The sequence below is a fragment of the Pseudomonas azerbaijanorientalis genome (genome assembly GCF_019139795.1).
GTDB lineage: Bacteria > Pseudomonadota > Gammaproteobacteria > Pseudomonadales > Pseudomonadaceae > Aquipseudomonas > Aquipseudomonas laurylsulfatiphila.
In genome coordinates, this window is record NZ_CP077078.1 from 3472264 (window position 1) to 3496371 (window position 24108).

Genomic DNA, 24108 nt, shown 5'->3' on the forward strand with positions numbered 1-24108 from the left:
TTCAGGCCGCCACGCCGGCGGTGAACAGGTAACCGGCGCCGTGAATGGTGATGATCAACTGCGGTTCGGCCGGATCGTCGTGCAATTTGCGACGCAGGCGTCCGACCAGCACGTCGATGGAGCGGTCGTTGGGCACCCATTCGCGGTTGCGGATCTGGTCCATCAACTGGTCGCGGCTGAGGGTGTGGCCGCTGTTGCGCAGGAACACGCTGAGCAACTGGTATTCGCCGTGAGTCAGCAGGGTTTCGTTGCCCGATGGATCGATCAGGCGACGGCGGTCGGTGTCCAGTGCCCAATCGGCGAACTGCTTGACCGGTTTGGCCTGCGCAACGGCCGGCTGTGGTATCTGCGCATGACGTACCCGGCGAATCAGGTTTTTCGCCCGGGACACCAGTTCCCTTGGATTGAGGGGTTTGATCACGTAGTCATCGGCGCCGCATTCGAGGCCGACGATGCGGTCGATTTCGTCGTTGCGCCCGGTGATCAGGATGATCCCGACTTCCGAACGCACCCGCAGCTCGCGGGTCAGGGTCAGGCCGTCCTTGCCCGGCAGGCGGATGTCGAGCATCACCAGGTCGACGGTCTGGCTGGCGAGGAAGGTTTCAGCCAGTTCCGCCGTGGCGGCGCAATGGACGTCGTAGCCTTCCTGGGACAGGTAGGCGTGCAGCAGATCGCGAATCAGCGGATCGTCATCGACGATCAGTACCCGAGGAGTCATCGCTTGGTGTCCGGCTCAGGCCCGAAGGCCAGTTTCTTATTAGAGTGTTTTCCTGCATCGGCGCCAGAGAGTATCCAGTGTTGAACAACTGATCAACAGTCGCTCGTCTGCACGCAAAAGCGCTGGCGTCCACCGGCCTGCAAACCATCGACCCAGGCTTCGCAAATCTGGATGCCCTGCTCCGGGGTAAAGGTCCCGGGGTTGAGCCCGGACTCCAGCCACAGGCCATCGAGCAAGGCGCTGAGGCTGATGGCGGCGAGGTCGGCGTCGAAGTTCTCCCACCCCTCCTCCTGGGCCAGTTCCGCCAGCACCTTGCGCAGGATGGCGCGATACTCGCCATAGGAATGATCGTGGGCCTTGTTGATCGCCTCCGCGGTTTTCACCGCGCCCCAGAACGCCAACCAGGCATCGATCAGTTGCGGATCAAGCAGTTCTGCGGAAAACGAACCGCGGAAAAACGCCGACAAACGCTCCCGGGCATTCGGTGCGGCCTGCTCCATGGCGTCGCGCAACAGGGTCATGACCCGCCCGGTGATCGCCATGTAGGCCTCGGCCACCAGTTCATCCTTGCCGGAATAGTGATGGCTGATCAGCCCCACCGAGACCCCGGCCTCGGCGGAAATCTTGCGGATCGACGCGCCCTGGAAGCCGTGACGCTTGAGGCACACCAGCGTCGCCTCGATCAGGTTGGCTTTGCGCAACTCAGGTTCCATGCGGGAAAAACGGGCTTCCTGGTTCATGGGCGACACGCTCCTTGGTTCAATCGTTTGGGCCGGCGCGGGTTGGCGGCGGGCTGAACGACTGTACAGCAAGAGTGGGCCTTGTCTCCAGTCAGATGGACCGCGGCGCCTGCTTCGCGAGCAAGCCCGCTCCCACATTTGGAATGCATTCCCCTGTGGGAGCGGGCTTGCTCGCGAAGAGGCCAGTTCAAACAACATAGGGTCTGGATCAGTCCCGATACCCCGGCGCCACCCGATCCAGCATCCGCAACAACGCCGCCCAGGCCAGTTGCATCGCATCCGGATCGTTCAACTCCCCTTCCTCCAACGGCCGCCCCGGATCATTGAACTGCCGCTCGGTGTGCGCGCAGACCTCGTGCGACGGCAGAACAACTTCACCGGCAGCTTGCGCGGCCAACTGGATTTCGCAGGCTTTTTCCAGGTAGTACATGCGCAGGAACGCCTGGCTCACGGTCTCGCCCACGGTCAGCAGACCATGGTTGCGCAGCATCAGGACCGACTTGTCGCCCAGGTCCGCCACCAGCCTTTGTTGCTCGCTCAAGTCCAACGCCACCCCTTCGTAGTCGTGATAGGCAACGCGACCGTAGAACTCCATGGAAATCTGGTTCACCGGCAACAACCCGCACTTCAACGCCGCCACTGCGCACCCGGATCTGGTGTGGGTGTGCAGCACGCACTGCGCGTCTTCCCGAGCACCATGGATGGCGCTGTGGATCACGAAACCGGCCGGGTTGACCGGGTACGGCGATGGCTCCACAGCGTGGCCATCGAGGTCGATCTTCACCAGGTTGGACGCGGTGATTTCGTCGAACATCAGCCCGTAGGGGTTGATCAGAAAGTGATGCTCCGGCCCCGGAATGCGCACCGAAATGTGGGTGAAGATCAGATCGGTCATGCGAAAGTGCGCAATCAGGCGATAGCAGGCCGCCAGTTCCTCACGCAGGCGCTGCTCGGTGGCGCTGCGCTCAGGGGCCAGGTGGCTGGCGATTTTATTCATTGTCGTGGTTCTCCAGGCTGATCGGCTGGGCAGACAGTAAGGCTGGACGCTTGGGCACGTCCAGCCATGCGCATTTATTTACTGGCCCAGGCGTTGAAGCGCTCTTCCAGCTCTTCGCCATGATCGACCCAGAAGCCGACGTTCATCGCCAGCGCGCCCTTGAGGTTCTGCGGCGCCGTAGGCACCCATTGCGCCAGTTTGTCGTCCAGCCGTGCGGCGGCCTGGATGTTGGTCGGGCCGTAGGGGATCTGCTGCACGTAGTTGACCTGGGCGTCCGGCTGATTGGCGAAGGCGATGAATCGCTTGGCCTGATCCACGTGCCTGGAGCCTTTGATGATCGCCCAGTAGTCCATCCCGTACAGGCTGCCGGGCCAGACCAGGCCGAGGTGACTGCCTTTTTGCGCGGCGTCGGCGATGCGTCCGCTGTAGGTCGAGGTCATCACTACGTCGCCGGCGGTCAGCCACTGCGGCGGTTGCGCCCCGGCTTCCCACCACTGGATATAGGGCTTGAGTTCAGTGAGTTTGGCGAATGCCCGGTCCACGCCTTGCGGGGTGCCAAGTACTGTGTAGACGTCTTCGGTTTTCACGCCGTCCGCGAGCAAGGCGAACTCCAGGTTGTACACCGCGCGTTTACGCAGTCCGCGCTTGCCGGGGGTTTTCTTCACGTCCCAGAAGTCTGCCCAGGAGGTCGGGGCCTGGGCAAGTTTGTCGGTGTCGTAGGCAATCGCCACGCTCCACACCAGTGCGGCGGAACCGCACTCCTGTGCCGCATCGGGGATCAACTGGTCGGCGTGGCCCAGGCGGGTCCAGTCCAGGCGCTCGTACATGCCTTCCTCGCAGCCGCGCATCAGGTCCGGGCCTTCGATCTGCACCACGTCCCAGTCGACGTTGCCGGTGTCGACCATCACTTTGATCTTGGCCATCTCGCCGTTGTATTCGCTCTGGATCACCTTGCTTTGATCCACGGCGGCGAAGGGTTGAAAGAACGCCACGTCCTGGGCTTTTTGTCCGGCTCCGCCGTATCCGACCACCACCATGTCCGATGCTGCCTGAGCGCTGCCCAGGCCCATGGCCACGGACAACACCAAGGGATAAAAACCGTGCTTGAGCGTGTGCGATTTCATCAAGGGTTCCTCTTGCAGGTGCCGCCCGGACAGAGGCCGGCGCAGCCCTTTTTTATTGTTGTGAGGTACGGCCCGGGAGCGGGCTCGAAATGAAATTACTCCACGCCACAGTAAAAAAACAAGTTGATTTTTTACTGAAGGTAAATTTCTATAGCGCAATAATAACAGCACTAAAAACCTGTTACCTCTGTAGGAGCGAGCTTGCTCGCGATGGACCTGAGAACGCCGCGGGGTGTCAGGTACCCAGCGTTATCGTTGACGTCCATCGCGAGCGAGCTCGCTCCTACACAGGTCAGCCTGCCTGGAGTACCCGCACCATGCCGACCTCGACACCTGCCTTCGCGCACCTGTTCGAACCCCTGGAAATCCGTGGCAAGCGCCTGAAAAACCGCATCATGTCCAGCGGTCACGACACCTCGATGCCCACCGACAACCTGGTCAATGAACAACTGATCGCCTATCACCGGGCCCGTGCCGAAGGCGGTGCCGGGCTCATCGTGCTGCAAGTGGCCGGTGTGCACGACAGTGCGCGCTACACCTCCCATGTGCTGATGGCTACCGACGATGCGTGCATCGAGGGCTATCGCAAACTGGCGCAAACCTGCCATGCCCACGGCACCCTGGTGTTGTCCCAGGTGTTCCATCCGGGTCGGGAGATCATGGAGTCCAGCGATGGTCTGCTGGCGGTGGCCTATTCGGCCTCGTCAGTGCCCAACGAACGTTTCCGGGTAATGCCCCGCGCCCTCGACCAGGCCATGATCGACGAGATCGTCGCCGGTTATGCCGCTGCCGCCCGCCGCCTGCATCAGGCCGGGATCGATGGCGTCGAAGTGGTTGCCAGCCACGGTTACCTGCCGGCGCAATTCATCAATCCGCGGGTCAACCGGCGCACCGATGGTTACAACGGCGAGTTGGAACAGCGCTTGCGTTTCCTGCGTGAAATCATCGCTGCCGTGCGTGCGGCGACCGACGAGCAGTTCATCATCGGCCTGCGCATCTCTGCCGACGAGCGCGACCCCGAAGGCCTGACCGAAGACGAATCCCTGGCCGCCGTACAGTCACTGCAAGCGCAGCTCGATTACGTGCACATCGTCGCCGGGACTTCGGCCTCCCTGGGCGGCGCGGTGCATATCGTGCCACCCATGGCGATCGAAGCGGCGTACCTGGCCAAGGAAGCCGGGACGTTCAAGGCCGGTTTGAACATTCCGCTGTTCGTCACCGGGCGCATCAACCAGCCCCAGGAAGCCGAGCTGATTCTGGCTCGCGGCCAGGCCGATGTCTGCGGCATGACCCGAGCGCTGATCTGCGATCCGCAGATGCCCAACAAGACCGACACCGGCCGCGTCGAAGACGTGCGCGCGTGCATTGCCTGCAATCAGGCGTGCATCGGGCACTTCCACAAGGGCTTGCCGATTTCCTGCATCCAGCACCCGGAAACCGGTCGCGAGCTGATTTTTGCCGAACGCCGACAGGCGAAAAATCGCAAACGCATCATGATCGCCGGCGGCGGCCCGGCCGGGATGAAAGCCGCCGCTGTCGCCGCCCAGCGCGGACATGACGTGACCCTGTACGAGGCTGGTTCACAACTGGGCGGCCAGGTGTTGCTCGCGCAGTTGCTGCCACGGCGCAGCGAGTTTGGCGGCGCCAGCACCAACCTGCAGCGGGAAATGCAGCTGGCCGGCGTGCGCGTGGTGCGCAATACCCGGGTCGACCGGGCGCTGGTGGAGCAGGAAAAACCGGACATGGTGATCGTCGCCACCGGTGCCGAGCCCTACTGGCCAACCTTCGAGCGCGGCGGTGAATTGCAGGTGGTGGACGCCTGGCAGGTGTTGCGCGACGAGGTACAGATCGGCCGCTCGGTGGTGGTGGTCGACTGGCGCTGCGACTGGATCGGCCCCGGCATCGCCGAGCGCCTGGTGCGTGCCGGGCATCAGGTGCAACTGGCGGTCAACGGCACCCACTGCGGGGAAAACCTGCCGCTGTACGTGCGCGATCAACTGGCCGGCGAGCTGCATAAACTGGGCGTGCCGATCACGCCGTACGCGCGGCTGTATGGCTGCGATGACAACACGGTCTACCTGCAACACACCGCCAGCGGCGAGCCGATGCTGATGGAGAACATCGATACGCTGGTGCTGTGCCAGGGTCATCAACCGGTGGATACGTTGGGCGCCGAGTTGCAAGGGCTGGTGGAGTTTCGCCGCATCGGCGACTGCCTGGCGCCGCGCACCGCCGAAGAAGCGATTTATGAAGGCCTGAAAGTCGCGTGGGAGCTTTAAGGCTGTTTATACTCCGGGGCTTTATGCAAGACCGTGAGTCTAGTGCAATCCATTGTGGGAGCGGGCTTGCTCGCGAAAGCGGTGTGTCAGTCACCACCAATATTTGCTGACACGACGCCTTCGCGAGCAAGCCCGCTCCCACAGGGTCTGTGCTCAACTGATAGACATTCGCTCAAGCCCCTTCCCGGTTCGGAACTTTCCATGAGCAACAACAGCAAGACCCCGCCCGCCCCTGGCAACGCCGAACCGCATTTCCTCGGCACGCGCATTCGCGGCCTGCGCAAACGCCGGGGCATGACCCTGGCGGCACTGGCGCAACAGAGCGAACTCACCGCCGGCTACATCAGCCAGCTGGAGCGCAACCTCGCCTACCCGTCGATTCCGGCGCTGTTCAACATTGCCCGCAGCCTCGGTGTCACCATCCAGTGGTTCTTCGCCAGTGAAGCGGTCACCGCCCCCGAAGACGATGGCGTCGTGGTGCGCAAGAACAGCCGCCTGAACGTGCATTACGAAGACGGTATCGTCGATCAGTTGCTGACGCCACAAGCCAACCGCCAACTGGAAATGCTCCACTCACGGTTCCCGCCCGGCACCTACAGCCAGCAAAGCTACAGCCACGACGGCGAAGAAGCCGGCTTTCTGCTGTCCGGCAGCTTCGAACTGTGGGTTGGCGAGCGCCATTTCCAGCTCAATGAAGGTGACAGCTTCAGCTTTTCCAGCCAGGAGCCGCACCGCTACGGCAACCCCGGCGATGTGGACGCGGTGGTGATCTGGGTGATTACACCGCCGACGTTTTAACGCCGGCCGCGCCCGATTGACGGAGTGACACTCGCGCGCTTGAGGGTGTCGCTCGGCAGTTCCTTGAACAGCGCGCGATAGCTGCTGGAAAACCGCCCCAGGTGCCAGAACGACCAGTGCATCGCCACTTCGGCCACGGTGGTTTGCGTGGGTGTGCGGCTCAGCAGTTCGCGGCGGGCGCTGTTGAGGCGGCGCAGGCGCAGCCATTGGGTCGGCGCCATGCCGGTGTAGGTCTTGAACGCATGCTGCAACTGGCGCAGTGAAACCCCGGCCACCTGGGACAGTTCCAGCAGGTTGAGGTGTTCTTCCGGGGTGTCCGCCGCCCATTCCCCTACCCGCTTCATGATCGCCCGCTCTCCGGCACGGCGCTGCAATGCGCCCTGGTCGAGGCCGACACAGGCGTTGTCGAGAATGAACAGACAATCTTCCAGCAGTTGCTGGGTCAGCGCTTCGCGGCTCGGTGGATCGAAGGTCTGCGACAGCCGCGTCAGGGTCCCGCTGAGCCAGCGGCAGAACAGCGCGTTCTGCTGCGAGTTGAGCGGCGCCATGAACAGCCCTTCGAGCCGGGCGATGTCGAGGCTGTGGCGTTTTACAAACTCCGGCCCGAACACCACGGCGATTTCCTGGTAGTTCTCCGGGGTGATCCAGATGTTGCGACTTTCGCCATTCAATACGTAAAGCGCGTTGTCGCCGCGATCGAAACAGAACGACAACGAGCCCTGGGGCGCACTGAAATTCTGCTCGACCCGGGTATTCATCGACTCTTCGTAAATCTCCACGCCCTGCAGATCCAGGTAGCGCACCAGCCCCGCGAAATGCCCCGGCGACATCTGCTGGTAATGCTGAGTCCAACCCGGTGTGGCGCGGATTTGCTCGGCGACATCGGCGGTGTTGAAGGCTTGGACCTGGAGGGCGTTGGAACCTGTCATGGGATGACCTTACGCACTCTTTTGGTGCGCTTTGTGCTGCTTAAAGTGGATAGATGGAACCGCAAGGGTCGCCCAAGATAGACCTCAACGCGCTACAGGGGAAGTGTCCGGCGGATGAAACCGGCTTCTCCTGGCGTTAATAAAACCAATAACGAGGTCTTTATGAATGTCCCTTTCGATCAGCTGTTCACTTGGCTGAAAGATCACAAGATTACCGAAGTCGAGTGCGTTGTCAGCGACCTGACCGGCATTGCACGCGGCAAAATTGCACCGACCAACAAGTTCCTGCATGAGCGAGGCATGCGCCTGCCGGAAAGTGTCCTTCTGCAAACGGTAACCGGGGACTTTGTCGACGATGACATCTACTACGACCTGCTCGACCCGGCCGACATCGACATGGTCTGCAAGCCGGACGCCGACGCCGTCTACGTGGTGCCATGGGCCATCGAGCCGACCGCCATCGTGATTCACGACACCTTCGACAAGTTCGGCAACCCGATCGAACTGTCGCCGCGCAACGTACTGAAGAAAGTCCTGCAACTGTACACCGACAAAGGCTGGCGGCCGATTGTCGCGCCGGAAATGGAGTTCTACCTGACCCAGCGCTGCGAAGACCCGGACTTGCCGCTCAAGGCGCCGATGGGCCGTTCGGGCCGCGCCGAAAGCGGTCGCCAGTCGTTCTCCATCGACGCGGCCAACGAATTCGATCCGCTGTTCGAAGACGTCTACGACTGGTGCGAACTGCAAGGCCTGGACCTCGATACGCTGATCCACGAAGACGGCCCGGCGCAGATGGAAATCAACTTCCGTCATGGCAACGCACTGGACCTGGCCGACCAGATCACCGTGTTCAAGCGCACCATGCGTGAAGCGGCACTCAAGCACAACGTGGCGGCAACCTTCATGGCCAAGCCGGTCGGCGACGAGCCTGGCAGCGCCATGCACATTCACCAGAGCGTGGTGGACATTGCCACCGGCCAGCCGATCTTCGCCGATGCCGATGGCAACATGAGCGAGCTGTTCCTGCATCACATCGGGGGCTTGCAGAAGTACATCCCGAAAGTGCTGCCGATGTTCGCACCGAACGTCAACTCGTTCCGCCGCTTCCTGCCGGACACCTCGGCACCGGTGAACGTCGAATGGGGCGAAGAAAACCGCACCGTCGGCCTGCGCGTACCGACGTCCAGCCCGGACGCCATGCGCGTGGAGAACCGTCTGCCGGGCGCCGACGCCAACCCGTACCTGGCCATCGCCGCCAGCCTGCTGTGCGGATACCTGGGCATGGTCGAGCGTATCGAGCCAAGCGCCGCGGTACAGGGCCGCGCCTATGAGCGTCGCAATCTTCGCCTGCCGATCACCATCGAAGACGCCCTGACCCAGATGGAAGAGTGCCACACCATCAGCCGCTACCTGGGCAGCAAGTTCGTTCGGGGCTACGTCGCGGTCAAACGCGCCGAGCACGAGAACTTCAAGCGCGTGATCAGTTCGTGGGAGCGTGAGTTTCTGATGCTCAGCGTCTGAGATCTTCACCGTCCGTAATGTCCCCATCGCGAGCAAGCTCGCTCCCACATTTGAAATGCGTTCCCCTGTGGGAGCGAGCTTGCTCGCGATGAGGGCCGACAGACCACTAAAGAATCACCTGAAGAATCCAATAATTCCAAGAAGGTATCGATATGCGTCTACTGAAATCCGTGGTCCCGGCCGCACTGGCGGTTCTGTTCAGCGCCGTTGCCCAGGCTCAACCCCAGGTCAGTGTCTACAACTGGACCGACTACATCGGCGAAACCACCCTCGCCGACTTCCAGGCCAAGACCGGGATCAAGGTGATCTACGACGTTTTCGATTCCAACGAAACCCTGGAAGGCAAACTGCTTGCCGGTCGCACCGGGTATGACGTGGTCGTGCCGTCGAACCACTTCCTCGCCCGCCAGGTAAAGGCCGGCGCGTTCCTCAAGCTCGATCGCGAGCAGTTGCCGAACTTCAAGAACCTGGACCCGAAACTGCTGGCGCTGCTGGAGAAAAACGATCCGGGCAACGCCCACTCGGTGCCCTACCTGTGGGGCACCAACGGCATCGGCTACAACGTCGACAAGGTCAAGGCGGTGCTGGGCATCGACAAGATCGACTCCTGGGCCGTGCTGTTCGAACCGGAAAACATCAAGAAGCTCAGTGCCTGCGGCGTGTCGATGATGGACTCGGCGGATGAGGTGTTCCCGGCGGTCCTCAACTACATGGGCATGGACCCGCGCAGCGAAAACCCCGAAGACTTCAAGAAGGCCGAAGCCAAGCTGCTGGAGATCCGCCCGTACATCACCTACTTCCACTCCTCCAAGTACGTCTCGGACCTGGCCAACGGTGACATCTGCGTGGCGTTCGGTTACTCGGGCGACGTGTTCCAGGCCGCCAACCGCGCCAAGGAAGCCAACAACGGCGTGAACATCGCCTACGCCATTCCCAAGGAAGGCGCCAACCTGTGGTTCGACCTGCTGGCCATCCCCGCCGACGCCAGCAATCAGAAAGAAGCCCACGCTTTCATCAACTACCTGCTGGATCCGCAAGTGATTGCCAAGGTCAGCGCGTCGGTCGGCTACGCCAACCCGAACCCGGCCGCCAAGCAGTACATGGACCCCGAACTGGTGAGCAACCCCGAGGTGTATCCGCCCCAGGAGGTCCTCGACAAACTCTACATCTCCACCACGCCGCCACAGTCGATCATGCGCCTGATGACCCGCTCGTGGAGCAAAGTGAAGTCCAACAAATGAATCAGTACACCCAGGAACATACTCACTCCTATTACGCAGCGTCCGCCAAGGGCATGAGGCAGCGTCCCGCGCTGGCCTCGGACCTGGTGGCCGATGTCTGCGTGGTCGGCGCGGGTTTCACCGGCATCAACACCGCCATCGAACTGGCCCAGCGCGGGCTCTCGGTGGTCCTGCTGGAGGCCCGGCGGATTGGCTGGGGCGCCAGCGGGCGCAACGGCGGCCAGTTGATACGCGGCATCGGCCATGACGTCAGCGGCTTTGCCCGACATGTGGGCGCCGAAGGCGTGCAGTACCTGGAACAGGCCGGGGTCGAATCGGTGCAAGTCGTGGCCAATCGCATCCGCGAACACGGCATTGATTGCGACCTGCGCTGGGGCTTCTGTGAACTGGCCAACACCCCGGCGCATTTTGCCGGGCTGAAGGCCGAACACGCCCAATTGCTCGATTCCGGTTACGCCCATGAAACGCGCCTGATCGAACCTGGACAGATCCGCGAGCAGGTGGTGAACTCCGGCGTTTACGCGGGCGGCCTGGTCGACATGGGCTCGGGCCACCTGCATCCGTTGAACCTGGCACTGGGCGAAGCGCAAGTCGCCGAGTCCCTTGGCGTGCAGATCTTCGAGCAAAGCCCGGTGCTGGAATTGATCCACGGCAGCACGGTGCAGGTGCGCTGTGCCGGGGGCACCGTGCGTGCGGCCACGCTGGTGCTGGCTTGCAATGCCCACCTGGAAGAGCTGGAACCGAAGCTCAGCGGCAAGGTGCTCCCGGCAGGCAGCTACATCATCGCCACCGAACCCTTGTCGGAAGACGCCGCCAGGCAACTGATCCCGCACAACGTCGCGCTGTGCGACCAGAAAGTCGGGCTGGACTACTACCGGCTCTCGGCTGACCGGCGTTTGTTGTTCGGCGGTGCCTGTCATTACTCCGGGCGCGACCCGGCGGACATCGCCGCCTACATGCGCCCGCAGATGCTCAAGGTGTTCCCGCAACTGGCCAAAACGCGCATCGACTATCAGTGGGGCGGCATGATCGGCATCTCGGCCAACCGCTTCCCGCAGGTCGGGCGCCTGAGCCAGCACCCGAACGTGTTCTATGCCCAGGGCTACTCCGGCCATGGCCTGAACGTGACCCACTGGTGCGCGAAGTTGTTGGGCGAAGCGATCCATGCCGGACACAGCAAAGGCTTCGACGTGTTCAGCGCCGTGCCGCACATGACCTTCCCCGGCGGACGCGCCCTGCGCTCGCCGCTGCTGGCCCTTGGCATGTTCTGGTATCGGATGCGGGAAATGCTCGGCTGACACAATCCTCCCGGGTGCCCCCTGCCTACTGTGGGAGCGGCGGTGCGGCGATCCGACTTGCTCGCGAAAGCGGTCGGACATTCAACATTGATGTCGACTGACCCACCGCTTTCGCGAGCAAGCCCGCTCCCACAGGGTTCTGCGTATTCGCTCATCTACCCATCCCCTTGTTTCGACTTTCGATTTGCTCAATCGCGAGGCACTTCTATATTGAGGGGGTGCTCTGAATTTCCTGCCTCTTGTTGAGCTTGACCCATGGCAACTACCGATCAGCTGATCATCTGCGAGCACTGCGACAGCGTTTACCAAAAAGTGACGCTCGCCAAACATCAGAAAACCCTGTGTACGCGCTGCGGCGGCGTGCTTCAGCGCTATAACGGCCTGACAGTGGAGCAGCGTCTTGCGTTGACCTTTACCGCGCTGATGCTGTGGATTTTCGCCAATTTCTATCCCGTGATGAGCATCAGCCTCAAAGGCTCGAAGCACAGCGCCACCCTCTGGGACTCGGTGCTGGCCCTGAGCCTGGGGCCTATTACCTTCATCGCCATGGTGGCGGCGATCGCCATGATCATCGCGCCGATCTTCCAGTTGTTGCTGCTGATCTGGGTGCTGGGCTTCGCACTCGCCGGGCAACGCTCACCGGGCTTCAGGTTCTGCATGCGCTGGCTGGAAACCCTGAGGCCCTGGAGCATGCTCGAGGTCTGCCTGCTGGGCGCCATGGTCGCCGTGATCAAACTCGCCGGCCTGCTTGATGTGCTGCCCGGTATCGGGTTGTTTGCCCTGGCCGTGTTGAGCCTGATGATGATCCGCATCGCCGGGCGCGACATCCGCGAACTATGGGACATTGTATGAGCACGCCTCCGTACGCCGACGAGCTCAACCTGTGCCTGTGTCACACCTGCGGCCTGGCTTGCGACATGACGGGTGAGCCTCACGAATGCGAGCGTTGCGGTGCGCCGCTGCACCGGCGCAAAACCAATTCGCTGACCCGCACCTGGGCCTACATGATCGCGGCCCTGGTGTTTTACATCCCGGCCAACCTGTTGCCGGTGATGAACACCGAGATGGTCGGCCATGGTGCCGACAGCACGATCATGAGCGGCGTGCTGGAGTTCTGGGAAGCCGGGGCCTGGGACATCGCCCTGATCATTTTCATTGCCAGTATCGCGGTGCCGGGCATCAAGTTCGTCGCCATCACCTTGCTGCTGGTCACCGTCCAGCGCGACAGCGCGTGGGCACGCAAAGAGCGTTCGACGCTGTACCGCTTCGTCGAGGTCATCGGTTACTGGTCGATGCTCGATGTGATAGTCGTGGCCCTGGTGGCATCGCTGGTGAAATTCCAGGCCCTGGCCGACATCGAGCCGCGCCCGGGCATTCTGTTTTTTGGTCTGGTAGTGGTGTTCACCATGCTCTCGGCAATGAGTTTCGATCCACGCATGATCTGGGATAAAGAGCGGGAAAACCCGCACAATGAGGAGGTCACGGATGAAGTCGCAAGCCACTGACGGGCCGCAAGCCCCTGGGCAGGCACCGATCAAGACCCGCCGTTTCAGCGTTTCGCTGGTCTGGATCGTGCCGATCGTCGCGGTGCTGGTGGGTATTTCGCTGGTGGTTCACAGCATTCTGCAGCAAGGCCCGACCATCGTTGTCACATTCAAGACAGGGAGCGGCCTGACGGCGAATAAAACCGAGGTCAAGTACCGTAATGTGGTGATTGGCCAAGTCTCGGATGTGGAACTGAGCGATGACCAGAAGAGTGTCAACGCCACCATCAAGCTGGCCAAGCAGGCCGAAAGCTTTACCCGCGAGGATTCGCAATTCTGGGTCGTGCGCCCGCGCATTGGCGCTGGCGGCGTATCCGGCATCGACACCCTGCTGTCGGGCGATTACATCGGCGCCGATATCGGCCAGGCCAACGGCCGGGCAAAACGCTTCACGGGGCTGGAAAACCCGCCACCCATCACCTACGGCGAACCGGGCAAGCGTTTCACCCTGTTCACCCAGGACCTGGGGTCCCTGGATATCGGCTCCCCGGTCTACTACCGCAAGATCCCGGTAGGCCAGGTGGTGGCCTATGCGCTGGACCCGGATGGCAAAGGCGTGAACATCGAGCTGTTCATCCACGCCCCCAACGACAAGTACGTTACTGAAAACACGCGTTTCTGGAACGCCAGCGGCATTGACGTGAACGTCGGCGCCAACGGTTTTGCGGTCAAGACCGAATCGCTGTCCTCCCTGCTGGTGGGCGGCATTGCCTTCCGCGCACCCGACTACAGCCCTGGCGATAAACCGGCCGCTGCGGAGTACGCCTACGAACTGTTCGACGACCAGCAAACCGCCCTCGCCCCGCCAAACGGCAAGCCGCAGTACCTGGCCATGCGCTTCGACCAGGCAATGCGCGGGCTCAAGGTCGATGCGCCGGTGGAATTCCTCGGTGTGGAAATCGGCAAGGTGGTGTCGGTCAATCTGGATTACGACGAGAAGCTTCGTTCCTTTCCGGTCAACGTCGGCATCGTGATTTACCCGCAACGCCTGGGCAAGGCCCACGAAAAGATGCTCAAGGCGCTCAATCATGACCCCAATGACGAAGCCGGTGGCGTAAGGCTGATCGGCACCTTTATCGAAAACGGCCTGCGTGCCCAGGCGCGCACCGGTAATTTCCTGACCGGCCAGTTGTACATTGCCCTGGACTTCTACCCCAAGGCAGAAAAAGTCGCCTTCGATACAACGGCGCGTCCGGTCATGATTCCAACCATTCCCGGCAGCCTCGAGCAGTTGCAGGAAAAACTCGAAGCCATGGTCGACAAGATCAACAAACTGCCGATCGAGCGAATCGCCGGCAATCTCGATGGCAATCTCGTCGAACTGCGCAAGGGCATGGCGCAATTCAACGGCAAGATCATGCCCGGCGTGCAAACCACTCTGGCGGACTTAAGCAAGACGCTGGAAACCGCCAATACGACCCTGAAATCCGCCGGTTCGACCTTGGCCGACGACTCGCCGCAACGGGAAAAACTGGGGCAGACACTGGATGAACTGGGACGCACGTCGAGATCCTTGCGTGATCTTTCGGATTACCTCGGACGGCATCCGGAATCGCTGCTTCGCGGCCGCCCGAACAATGCCCCGCCCATGGATCTGCAAGGGCCACCGCGCAATTGAGCACAGGAGCAACACCCATGGCTTTTCCGCTGAAATTCACAGTGTTCACCGCGTTGTTGCTGCTCACCGCTTGCCGCAGTGACCCGATTCAGTTCCATACCCTGACCCCGGCCCAGGTGGGCAATCATTCCACGACCACCGCCGGAGTGATTCAGATCGAGACGATAAGCTTGCCGCCCCAGGTCGATCGTGCGCAGATCGTCATTCGCGAGGGCAACAGTGGCCTGGCGATCCTCGAAACCCATTGGTGGGGCGCAACCCTCGTCGACGAATTGAGCAGTGCGCTGGCCGATCAACTGGGCAACAGTCCCGTACAGGGCAGGTATTCGGTGCGGGTCGATGTGCAGCGTTTTGACTCTGTTCCCGGTCAATACGCGCTAATGGACGTGATATGGCGTCTGCGCAGTGCCGAGCCCGGCAACAAGGCCCAGGTGATTTGCCGCAGCACCTTGCAAACGCCGTCAGGCGCAAGTGTCGATGAACTGGTACTTGCCCACCAAAACAACATCAAACGCCTGGCCGCGCTGATCAGCCAGGCGGCCACCCGCCCCCAGGCGAACTGCCCTTCGTCCTGAAGACCATCCATCGCCAGCAAGCTGGGTCCTACAGTTTCAGCTTGGGCACGGTCCCTTGTGGGAGCTGGCTTGCCTGCGATGGTGGTTAACGATAACGCGGGTGAGCTGGATGAACGCGGCGCACTGGAGTCCATCGCCAGCAGGCTGGCTCCTACAGTAGTTTCAGCGACCCGTTCCTCGGCACACCGGCAATCACCGAGCTATCGCTTCGCAACCCCGATGAACTCCGCGCGGGGCCAGCAGCAACTGGCATCGGGTGATTGAAAAAGGCAGTCGTGGGCAGCGTCACGTTCTGATCGACGACATCGTTTAATCGACGAGTCGCACCACGGCTGGCACAGTGCTGCTAATCTGAATGAAAATTACATGTATTAACGGTTTTTTTGACGTTATTTTCTCATTTGGATCTCTACATTCCCTGCAATTCCAGATATGCAAATGATTCGCATTGGTTAACTGGCGTTTCAATGCGCATGACTTTCAAAAAATGCACCAGGAGCAGCCCGCAGAATGATTCCCAAAATCCCTTCGTTCTTGAAAAAAGCCCTGCTGGCCACCGCTTTGCTGAGCGTTGGCCAGGTCTATGCTGCCGACTCCGTCGGCATCGTGGTGTACAACGCGCAACATGCAGGCCTGACCAAGGCCTGGGTCGAGGGCTTTACCCAGGAAACCGGTATCCCTGTCACCTTGCGCAACGGCGATGACACCGAAATGGGCAATCAGATCGTGCAGGAAGGCGTGTCCTCTCCGGCAGATGTATTCCTGACCGAAAACTCCCCGGCCATGGTGCTGGTCGACAACGCCGGGCTGTTCGCACCTGTCGACAAAGCCACGCAGGAGCAGGTCGACCCGGCCTATCGTCCGGCCCACGGCAAATGGGTCGGGATCGCCGCGCGTTCCACGGTGTTTGTCTACAACCCGAGCAAACTCTCGGAAACCAACTTGCCGAAATCGATCATGGACCTGGCCGACCCAAGCTGGAAAGGTCGCTGGGGCGCGTCGCCAGGCGGTGCTGACTTCCAGGCCATAGTCGCGGCCATCCTGCAACAAAAGGGCGAAGCCGCCACGCTGGAATGGCTCAAGGGGATGAAAACCAACTACACCAGCTACCGTGGCAACAGCGCAGTACTCAAGGCGGTGAATGCCGGGCAGATCGAAAGCGGTGTGATCTACCACTATTACAGCCTGGTGGATCAATCCAAGACCGGGGAAAACAGCAAGAACACCGCCCTGCACTATTTCAAGCACAAGGATCCGGGCGCTTTTGTCAGCATCTCCGGCGGCGGCGTCCTCGCTTCCAGCCAACACAAGGAACAAGCCCAGGCGTTCCTCAAGTACATTACCGGCAAGGACGGCCAGGCTGTGCTGAAGAACGGCAAGTCGTTTGAATACGCCGTCGGCAAAGGCGCTGAATCCAACCCTAAACTGGTGCCTCTGAATCAGCTCGATGCGCCGACTGTCGATGCTTCAAAACTCGACAGCAAAAAAGCCGTGGAGCTGATGACACAGGCCGGACTGCTCTAATTGATGCCTGAAACCCTGCCTGCAGGAGTCGCCGAGGCGACTCCCGCACCATTGCGTCGACGATCCCGCGGACTATTTGCCGGGCGTGGCGGTGTATGGGTGATCGGTTTGTCGATGCTGGTTTCATTACTGGCACTGCTACCGATCGCTTACGTTATCGGCGTGTCCCTGCAGACAGGCTGGTCAACCGTCGTGACCCTGGTGTTCCGCCCTCGGGTCGGTGAACTGCTGGTCAACACCCTGTTGCTGGTGCTGCTGACGATTCCCTTGTGCGTGGCACTGGGAGTGACACTGGCATGGCTGACCGAACGCACGAATCTGCCAGGGCGGCGCTGGTGGTCGTTGCTGGCCACCGCACCGCTGGCGGTGCCTGCGTTCGTTCACAGTTACGCCTGGGTCAGCCTGGTGCCACCGATTCACGGCTTGTTTGCCGGTGTCCTGGTCTCGGTCATCGCCTACTTCCCGTTCCTGTATTTGCCGGTGGCGGCCACGTTGCGCCGGCTCGACCCAGCCATTGAAGACGTCGCCGAGTCCATGGGGCTCAAACCCTGGAAAGTGTTTTTCCGTGTGGTGTTGCCGCAATTGCGCCTGGCGATCTGCGGCGGCGCGTTGCTGGTCGGCCTGCACCTGCTGGCCGAGTATGGCCTGTACGCCATGATCCGCTTCGACACCTTTACCACCGCGATCTTCGACCAGTTCAAATCGACCTTCAACGGCGCAGCGGCGCACATGCTGGCCAGTGTGCTGGCGCTGTGTTGCCTGGCCATGTTGACGGCCGAGTCCGCCGCCCGGGGTTCGGCACGTTACGCTCGCGTCGGTTCGGGGAGCGCCCGGGAGCAACGGGTCGTGTGCCTGAAACCGGCGTCCACCCTGCTCTCGTTGACGCTGCAAATCGTGACCTGTGCCCTGGCCCTGGGCGTGCCCTTGATCACCTTGGGCAAATGGCTGATCGCCGGCGGCGGGGAAGTCTGGGACATGGCCGAGTTGTTGCCTGCTCTGGAACAAACCCTGTTGCTCGGCGTCGCAGGTGCCGCGCTCACAACTTTCGCGGCGATCCCGATTGCCTGGCTGTCGATCCGTTACCCCAGCCGTATGCAACGCGTGCTGGAAAGCTGCAACTACATCACCAGTTCCTTGCCCGGAATCATCGTGGCGCTGGCCCTGGTCACCGTCACGATCCATTTTGCCCGGCCGATTTACCAGACCACCTTCACCGTGTTGCTGGCGTACCTGCTGATGTTCCTGCCCCGCGCCCTGGTCAGCCTGCGCGCCGGCATTGCCCAGGCCCCGGTGGAACTGGAGAACATCGCCCGCAGCCTTGGCCGTTCGCCAGCCCGGGCACTGTGGCTGATCACCTTGCGCCTGGCCGCCCCGGGGGCTGCCGCCGGTGCGGCGCTGGTGTTCCTGGCGATCACCAACGAATTGACCGCCACCCTGCTGCTGGCCCCGAACGGCACGCGCACCCTGGCCACCGGATTCTGGGCCATGACCAGCGAAATCGATTACGCCGCCGCGGCGCCCTACGCCTTATTGATGGTTGTGCTGTCGCTGCCGCTGACCGGACTTCTTTATCACCAATCGAAAAAAACGGCTGGCCGATGAACACACTTGAACTCAATGCCCTCTACAAGTCCTATGGCGCCCATTGCGCGCTGGACAACGTCAGCCTGTCGGTGCCAAGCGGCAGTCGCACGGTCATCGTCGGCCCGTCCGGCTCCGGCAAAACCACCTTGCTGCGAATGATTGCCGGCTTCGAATTCCCCGATTCCGGGCGCCTGTCGCTCAATGGCCAGACCCTGGTCGACGGCACCCACGAAGTACCGGCCCATCAACGCCTGATCGGCTACGTGCCGCAGGACGGCGCCCTGTTTCCGCACATGACCGTGGCGGCGAACATCGGTTTCGGCCTGGCAACCAAGGGCTCTGAAAAACAACAGCGCGTCGCCGAACTGATGGACAGCGTGGCGCTGGACGCGAAGATGGCCGAGCGCTGGCCTCACGAATTGTCCGGCGGCCAGCAACAACGCGTGGCCCTGGCCCGGGCATTGGCACAACAACCACGGTTGATGCTGCTGGACGAGCCGTTCTCGGCGCTCGACACCGGATTGCGCGCCGCGATGCGCAAGATGGTCGCGCGGCTGCTGGAAGACGCGGGCGTCACCACCATCCTGGTCACCCATGACCAGAGTGAAGCCCTGTCGTTCGCCGACCAGCTGGCGGTGATGCGCCAGGGCCGACTGGTACAGTCAGGGCATCCGCTGGACCTTTACCGCTATCCCGAAGACGAACAGACCGCCCTGTTCCTGGGGGATGCCGTGGTGATGCCGGCGCGCATCGAGGCCGGTTGGGCTCATTGCGACCTGGGGCGGATCCCGGTCAACAACCACCGCAACAACAACTCGGCGCAGATCATGCTGCGCCCTGAACAGCTGCAATTGGCCGGTATCCTTCCCGGCGACCCGCAAGCCGATGGTTGCCGGGCCGTGGTCACCGATCGGGATTTCAGCGGCAACACTTGCACGCTGACGGTCGAACTCCAGTCATTGACCACCCGCGAGCAACCGGGCCGATCACTGCTGGTGCGCAGCTCCGGCATGTACGCACCACCCGCCGGCAGCGCGGTTCAGGTCTCGACCATTGGCCACGCCCACGTGCTGAGCGAGCTGTAATCGTTCACAGGTCGAAACGATCCACTGCCCGACGCCGCTCGTTGTCGTCGCGCACATCGTAGTTGGCCGTAGTCTGGATGTTGCTGTGGTGCGCCAGTTTCTGCGCAATCGACAAGTCATGCTCTTCGATCACCCGGGTGATGAATGAACGCCGGAAGTCGTGGGGCATGATTTTCACTCCGACCTGCGCCCCCCGTTGCCGGGCGATGTAGTAGATCGCATGCTTGGTGATGCGCTCACGGGTGATATGGCTGCCACGGCGAATGCGATTGAACAGGAACGGATCGTCCGTTTCGCCTTCCTTGAGCAGGGAGCGGCGCAGTTCAAGCCAGGCTTGCAGTTTGGCGAAAGCCCAGGCCGGCGCGTACTTGATCAACTGCTTGTTGCCCTTGGCCGTCACCTGCAGGCTGCGCTGGGTGAAGTCGACCTGATTCAGCTCCAGGTTCACCGATTCGGACTTGCGCATTCCCGAGCCGTACAAAATCCCGATGATCGCCGCATCCCGCAAGCCTTGTGGCCGCGGATCGGCGGCGCAGACGGCCATCAGTTCCTGGATCAGCGTACGCCTGAGGTTGCGTCCCTGGGACAGCCGTGTACCGGCGATGCCCTTCACCGAGCGCATCTTCAACAGGTGCTCCTGCGAGATCAGGCTCATGCGCCACGCTTCGTTCATCACCCCGCGCACCGCGTTGACATACAGTGAAGACGTGTTCGGCGCATAGCCATCTGAACGCAATGCGGCCACCAGTGCGATCACATCTTCGGGCTGCAGGTTGTGCCAGGGTATCTCCTCGATATCGCAGTCTTCGAAGCCCAGGCGGTCGGCGGCGTCCTGCAGCACGTAGCGCATGGTCAGCTGGCTGGAGGGTGCCAGCCGCGTCAGATACAAGGTCAGCGGATTGGTGAGGGGCATGCGAGAATCAGCTACAGGTAAGTCAATCAAACGAAACGGCCTTGAATGAAAACAGGTCAATGAAGCAACCAAGAAGAGAAATAACGATCATATAAAGGACATCAGTTCTGTAGAACTTTTCCTAAAAACACCATAAACGCGGGAAGTCTGAACAGCAGATTAAATAGCCTTCAGATAAACGATTCCACCACCGCTTTTCATGTCCCTTTCACAAAATCGGGCATAACCTCCCATGGCGTCGAAGCAACCCGAATGGACGTCCAACCTGCCGCCCACGGCGAAAAAAGTCAATCGATGCAGTTTTTTACCGCCGACCGGTAACTATTTGATTTGATGCAGGTTCTGATATCGAGGCGGCGATCACACCGCGCACCAAAGCCATCATCCCGGTGCATTACGCCGGTGCGGCATTCGATCTCGATCGGCTTTACGCCCTCGCCGACAAACACGGCATTGCCGTGATCCAAGACGCTACCCACACCACAGTCACTCAGCCAGAGCGTCAGATTGCCGAGCAACGACCTGGGCGCCGCTTCGGCGTTGTCCTGGCGGTTGAAACGGCCGCACGTGGCTTTTTTCAACACGATAAGCAAATTGAAATATGGCCTTGCCTATCCTGATTCGCTGAAGCAGCGCGTCGACCCGGACCAGGTGCAACAGTGCATGCACGGTGCCCGCCAGCAAGTGGCCGCCAGCATTGGTCATCCTCGGCGTCATCACCATCAATTCCCGACCTGCTCGTGCGCCCGAACAAAGGAGTGCCCCATGAAAATCAGTGTGTTTGGTAGCGGCTATGTTGGCCTGGTGCAGGCAGCGGTACTGGCGGAAGTCGGCCACGACGTGATCTGCATGGACGTTGACGAGAAAAAAGTCGAACTGCTCCAACAGGGCCACGTGAGTATTTTCGAACCCGGCCTGGCCAGCCTGGTACGCGAAGGTCTTGACGCCAAACGGTTGCAGTTCACCAGCGACGAAAGATTAGCGGTCCAACACGGTCAGGTGCTGTTCATCGCGGTCGGCACACCGTCCCGGGACGATGGTTCAGCAGACTTGCGCTACGTGATGTCGGTGGGCGAAGCGGTAGCACGGTATCGCGAACAGCCGGCGATCCTGGTGGAGAAATCCACCGTCCCGGTCGGCACCGGCGACGCCTTACGCGCGCACATCGACAAATGCCTGCTCAGTGTCGGGCGGGTATTGCAGTTCGATATCGTCTCGAACCCGGAGTTCTTGAAAGAAGGTTCGGCCGTGGCCGACTGCCGACGCCCGGACCGTATCGTCATCGGCTGTGAACGCGATGAAGTGCGTGATGTGATGCGTGACCTGTACTCCCCCTTCAACCGCAACCACGAACGCATCATGTTCATGGGCCTGCGCAGCGCCGAACTGACCAAATACGCCGCCAACTGCATGCTGGCGACCAAGATCAGCTTCATCAACCAGATCGCCGAACTGGCCGAACACCTGGGTGCCGACATCGAATCGGTACGCCTGGGCATCGGCGCCGACTCGCGTATCGGCTACCACTTCATCTATCCCGGTTGCGGCTACGGTGGCTCGTGCTTCCCCAAGGACATGCGCGCCCTGATCCACAGCGCCGAAGAGGCCCATTGCTCCAGTGACCTGCTGCAGGCAGTGGAAGCCATCAACGAGCGGCAAAAGCACAAGCTGTTCGAGCGCATCAACGCGTTCTACCGGGGCGACTTGCGCGGCAAGACCTTTGCCGTCTGGGGCCTGGCCTTCAAACCCAATACCGACGACATGCGCGATGCACCGAGCCGGGTGTTGCTCGAATCGTTGTGGGCCGCCGGGGCGAATGTCCGTGCGTTCGATCCGGAAGCCATGCAGGAAACCCAGAAGCTGTATCCGGATGAGTCGAGACTGATGCTCATGGGTACGCCTGAGTCAGTCTTGGCCGGCGCCGATGCATTGATCATCTGCACCGAATGGCAACAGTTCAAGGCGCCGGACTTCGAGTTTATCCGCCAACGCCTCAACACGCCGGTGATCTTCGATGGCCGCAACCTGTACGACGCGGACCGCCTGGCACGCATCGGCTTTACCTACTTCCCGATCGGTCGGGGTGAGTCGCACAAGTTGCCGATCCCTTACCAGCAATGGCTGGCCGAGTCAGTGGTCGCTTAAGCCTCATGCTCCCGGCGGTTTGACTTCCGATTGCTGGCATCGGCGCTGCCGGTGCCTGGCGCCGTTGCTGCACCGCCAGTAAATCCTGTAGCAACGACCGGATGTCCGCCTGCTAGAGTAGCGCCGACCATTGGACTGATGCCGGCCCGATCGAATAAGGACATTCACACCGTGACCCGATACTCCCCCCTCATCCGCCGCCTGCTGATCTGCTCGCTGACCATCGTCGTCAGCCGCGCCATCACCAGCCCGTTACTCACGTTGTTCGTCAGCGACAAGCTTGGCCTCAACCAACAGGACGTTGGCTTGTTGCTCGGCATTGCGGTGTTTGTCGCCACCCTGCTCTCCCTCTATGGCGGCTACATCATCGATCGCTTCGAAAAACGCCGACTGCTCGTGCTGTCGATGGCCTCCAGCGCGGTCGGCCTGGTGTTGCTGACCTTTGCCGAAAACCTCTACCTGACCACGATCACCCTGATCGTCACCGAAACCGCCTCGGCGCTGTTCCTGATCGGTTCGAAAGCGATCCTCAGCGACAACCTGCCCGTGGGCCAGCGGGCCAAGGCATTTTCCTTGAGCTATACGCTGACCAACATTGGCTACGCGGTCGGGCCGATGCTTGGCGTGCTGATTGCCGGCGCCTTTGCCAGTGCGCCATTCCTGATCGCGGCGGCCATCGCTTTTTTCAGTATTTTCCTGATGACCGGCATTCCCGCGGATCCGGCCAAAGTGCCTTTTACCGGTCAGGCGCAGAGTTTTCTGAAAACCCTGATCACCCTGAAAAACGACCGCACCCTGATCATGTTCACCGCCGGTTGCCTGCTCAGCACCGTGGTGCACGGGCGATTTACCTTTTACCTGTCGCAGTACCTGCTGGTGACCAGTAATCCCCAGCACACCATGGAAATCATGGCTGCCCTGCTCGCCTGCAACGCCATCAGCGTGATCCTGTTGCAATACCAGGTCGGGCGTTTTCTCAAACGTGAACAATTGCGCCAGTGGATTGTGGCCGGCACCGGCCTGTTCATCCTCGGCCTGATCGGTTTCAGCCTGGCGGACAGCCTGGTGAGCTGGTGCGTGGCAATGTTCATCTTCACCCTGGGTGAAATCATCATTTACCCGGCCGAGTTTCTCTTTGTCGACACCCTGGCTCCGGAAGAACTGCGCGGCAGTTACTACGGCGCGCAAAACCTGGCTGCGCTTGGCGGCGCGGTGAGCCCGGTGATTTGCGGCTTCATGCTGATGCACACCCCGGCGCCGACGATGTTTTATGCCTTGAGTGCACTGGCTGCGGTGGGCGGCCTGCTCTGCTACATGAGTGGCCGACGGGGCAACTTAAAGCAAAATTAATGCACTGAAAGCTCATTAATATGAATTTGTCAGTAGCTGGATTGAACGGCACACTGTGCCTGTTCCTCCCCCAACAGTTGGAACACCTTCAAGGGCTTTCTGGGTTTGCCAGCTAAGCCCTTTTT

The 24108-nt window shown here is 61.1% G+C and carries 20 protein-coding genes and 3 pseudogenes; 17 read left to right on the forward strand and 6 right to left on the reverse strand.

The annotated features are described in order from the left end of the window. Nucleotide 1 precedes the first annotated feature (1 nt). The 4 genes from KSS91_RS15465 to KSS91_RS15480 form a co-directional block, all read right to left on the reverse strand. On the reverse strand, nucleotides 2–718 hold the full coding sequence (locus KSS91_RS15465) for a response regulator (protein WP_015095260.1): 717 nt from the start codon (nucleotides 716–718) through the stop codon (nucleotides 2–4). A 92-nt stretch (nucleotides 719–810) separates the two neighbouring features. Then, a complete protein-coding gene (locus tag KSS91_RS15470; protein WP_007974341.1) occupies nucleotides 811–1458 on the reverse strand; it encodes a TetR family transcriptional regulator C-terminal domain-containing protein in 648 nt (215 codons plus the stop codon). 208 nt (nucleotides 1459–1666) lie between these two features. After that, a complete protein-coding gene (locus KSS91_RS15475) occupies nucleotides 1667–2455 on the reverse strand; it encodes a class II aldolase/adducin family protein (RefSeq protein ID WP_217835290.1) in 789 nt (262 codons plus the stop codon). 74 nt (nucleotides 2456–2529) lie between these two features. Next, complete coding sequence (locus tag KSS91_RS15480) at nucleotides 2530–3579, reverse strand: ABC transporter substrate-binding protein (protein WP_102673541.1); 1050 nt, start codon at nucleotides 3577–3579, stop codon at nucleotides 2530–2532. A 317-nt stretch (nucleotides 3580–3896) separates the two neighbouring features. Here KSS91_RS15480 and KSS91_RS15485 point away from each other — a divergent pair, with 317 nt between their 5' ends. Further along, entirely contained in the window at nucleotides 3897–5858 is a 1962-nt protein-coding gene (locus KSS91_RS15485; protein ID WP_217835291.1) for an oxidoreductase, read from the forward strand. 201 nt (nucleotides 5859–6059) lie between these two features. Continuing rightward, entirely contained in the window at nucleotides 6060–6656 is a 597-nt protein-coding gene (locus KSS91_RS15490) for a cupin domain-containing protein (RefSeq protein WP_217835292.1), read from the forward strand. Here KSS91_RS15490 and KSS91_RS15495 read toward each other — a convergent pair. Next, nucleotides 6653–7585, reverse strand: a complete 933-nt coding sequence (locus KSS91_RS15495) for a helix-turn-helix domain-containing protein (protein ID WP_015095265.1) — start codon at nucleotides 7583–7585, stop codon at nucleotides 6653–6655. The genes KSS91_RS15490 and KSS91_RS15495 overlap by 4 nt on opposite strands. A 162-nt stretch (nucleotides 7586–7747) precedes the next feature. On the opposite strand from KSS91_RS15495, the gene KSS91_RS15500 reads away from it, so the two are divergent. The 10 genes from KSS91_RS15500 to KSS91_RS15545 all read left to right on the forward strand — a co-directional run bounded on the left by KSS91_RS15500 (nucleotide 7748) and on the right by KSS91_RS15545 (nucleotide 19575). Beyond that, nucleotides 7748–9106, forward strand: coding sequence for a glutamine synthetase family protein (locus KSS91_RS15500; RefSeq protein ID WP_217835293.1), 1359 nt, complete (start codon nucleotides 7748–7750; stop codon nucleotides 9104–9106). Between the two features lie 152 nt (nucleotides 9107–9258). Beyond that, on the forward strand, nucleotides 9259–10347 hold the full coding sequence (locus KSS91_RS15505) for a polyamine ABC transporter substrate-binding protein (RefSeq protein WP_217835294.1): 1089 nt from the start codon (nucleotides 9259–9261) through the stop codon (nucleotides 10345–10347). Continuing rightward, a complete protein-coding gene (locus KSS91_RS15510) occupies nucleotides 10344–11645 on the forward strand; it encodes an NAD(P)/FAD-dependent oxidoreductase (protein WP_217835295.1) in 1302 nt (433 codons plus the stop codon). Before KSS91_RS15505 ends, KSS91_RS15510 begins: the two co-directional genes overlap by 4 nt. Nucleotides 11646–11900: 255 nt before the next feature. Further along, nucleotides 11901–12497 (forward strand): paraquat-inducible protein A, encoded by a 597-nt coding sequence (locus KSS91_RS15515; protein WP_095967089.1) that lies wholly within the window; start codon nucleotides 11901–11903, stop codon nucleotides 12495–12497. Further along, entirely contained in the window at nucleotides 12494–13150 is a 657-nt protein-coding gene (locus KSS91_RS15520) for a paraquat-inducible protein A (RefSeq protein WP_015095269.1), read from the forward strand. The genes KSS91_RS15515 and KSS91_RS15520 overlap by 4 nt, the downstream gene beginning before the upstream one ends. Then, the gene (locus tag KSS91_RS15525; protein ID WP_217835296.1) at nucleotides 13131–14807 is read left to right on the forward strand and encodes a PqiB family protein; all 1677 of its coding nucleotides are present in this window, start codon (nucleotides 13131–13133) and stop codon (nucleotides 14805–14807) included. The genes KSS91_RS15520 and KSS91_RS15525 overlap by 20 nt, the downstream gene beginning before the upstream one ends. A 17-nt stretch (nucleotides 14808–14824) precedes the next feature. Then, the gene (locus KSS91_RS15530) at nucleotides 14825–15382 is read left to right on the forward strand and encodes a PqiC family protein (RefSeq protein WP_217835297.1); all 558 of its coding nucleotides are present in this window, start codon (nucleotides 14825–14827) and stop codon (nucleotides 15380–15382) included. 510 nt (nucleotides 15383–15892) lie between these two features. Continuing rightward, nucleotides 15893–16906 carry an iron ABC transporter substrate-binding protein gene (locus KSS91_RS15535; protein WP_217835298.1) on the forward strand — a complete coding sequence of 338 codons (1014 nt, stop codon included), beginning with the start codon at nucleotides 15893–15895 and terminating at the stop codon, nucleotides 16904–16906. Nucleotides 16907–16909: 3 nt separating this feature from the next. Beyond that, on the forward strand, nucleotides 16910–18508 hold the full coding sequence (locus KSS91_RS15540; RefSeq protein WP_217835299.1) for an ABC transporter permease: 1599 nt from the start codon (nucleotides 16910–16912) through the stop codon (nucleotides 18506–18508). Continuing rightward, nucleotides 18505–19575, forward strand: a complete 1071-nt coding sequence (locus tag KSS91_RS15545; RefSeq protein WP_217835300.1) for an ABC transporter ATP-binding protein — start codon at nucleotides 18505–18507, stop codon at nucleotides 19573–19575. Before KSS91_RS15540 ends, KSS91_RS15545 begins: the two co-directional genes overlap by 4 nt. 4 nt (nucleotides 19576–19579) lie before the next feature. On the opposite strand, the gene KSS91_RS15550 is transcribed toward KSS91_RS15545, so the two are convergent. Then, nucleotides 19580–20488, reverse strand: coding sequence for a site-specific integrase (locus tag KSS91_RS15550; protein ID WP_217835301.1), 909 nt, complete (start codon nucleotides 20486–20488; stop codon nucleotides 19580–19582). A gap of 347 nt (nucleotides 20489–20835) precedes the next feature. On the opposite strand from KSS91_RS15550, the pseudogene KSS91_RS15555 reads away from it, so the two are divergent. From KSS91_RS15555 to KSS91_RS15570, 5 genes and pseudogenes are all read left to right on the forward strand, one after another. Continuing rightward, a pseudogene (locus KSS91_RS15555) lies at nucleotides 20836–20979 on the forward strand (DegT/DnrJ/EryC1/StrS family aminotransferase); the annotation flags it as partial. A gap of 49 nt (nucleotides 20980–21028) precedes the next feature. Further along, a pseudogene (locus tag KSS91_RS28915) lies at nucleotides 21029–21127 on the forward strand (hypothetical protein); the annotation flags it as partial. 55 nt (nucleotides 21128–21182) lie between these two features. Then, nucleotides 21183–21257, forward strand: a pseudogene (locus KSS91_RS15560) (4-amino-4-deoxy-L-arabinose-phosphoundecaprenol flippase subunit ArnF); the annotation flags it as partial. Then, entirely contained in the window at nucleotides 21254–22633 is a 1380-nt protein-coding gene (locus KSS91_RS15565; protein WP_015095277.1) for a UDP-glucose dehydrogenase family protein, read from the forward strand. The pseudogene KSS91_RS15560 and the gene KSS91_RS15565, both read left to right, overlap by 4 nt. 138 nt (nucleotides 22634–22771) lie before the next feature. Then, a complete protein-coding gene (locus KSS91_RS15570; RefSeq protein WP_437179705.1) occupies nucleotides 22772–23983 on the forward strand; it encodes an MFS transporter in 1212 nt (403 codons plus the stop codon). Nucleotides 23984–24108: the final 125 nt, after the last annotated feature.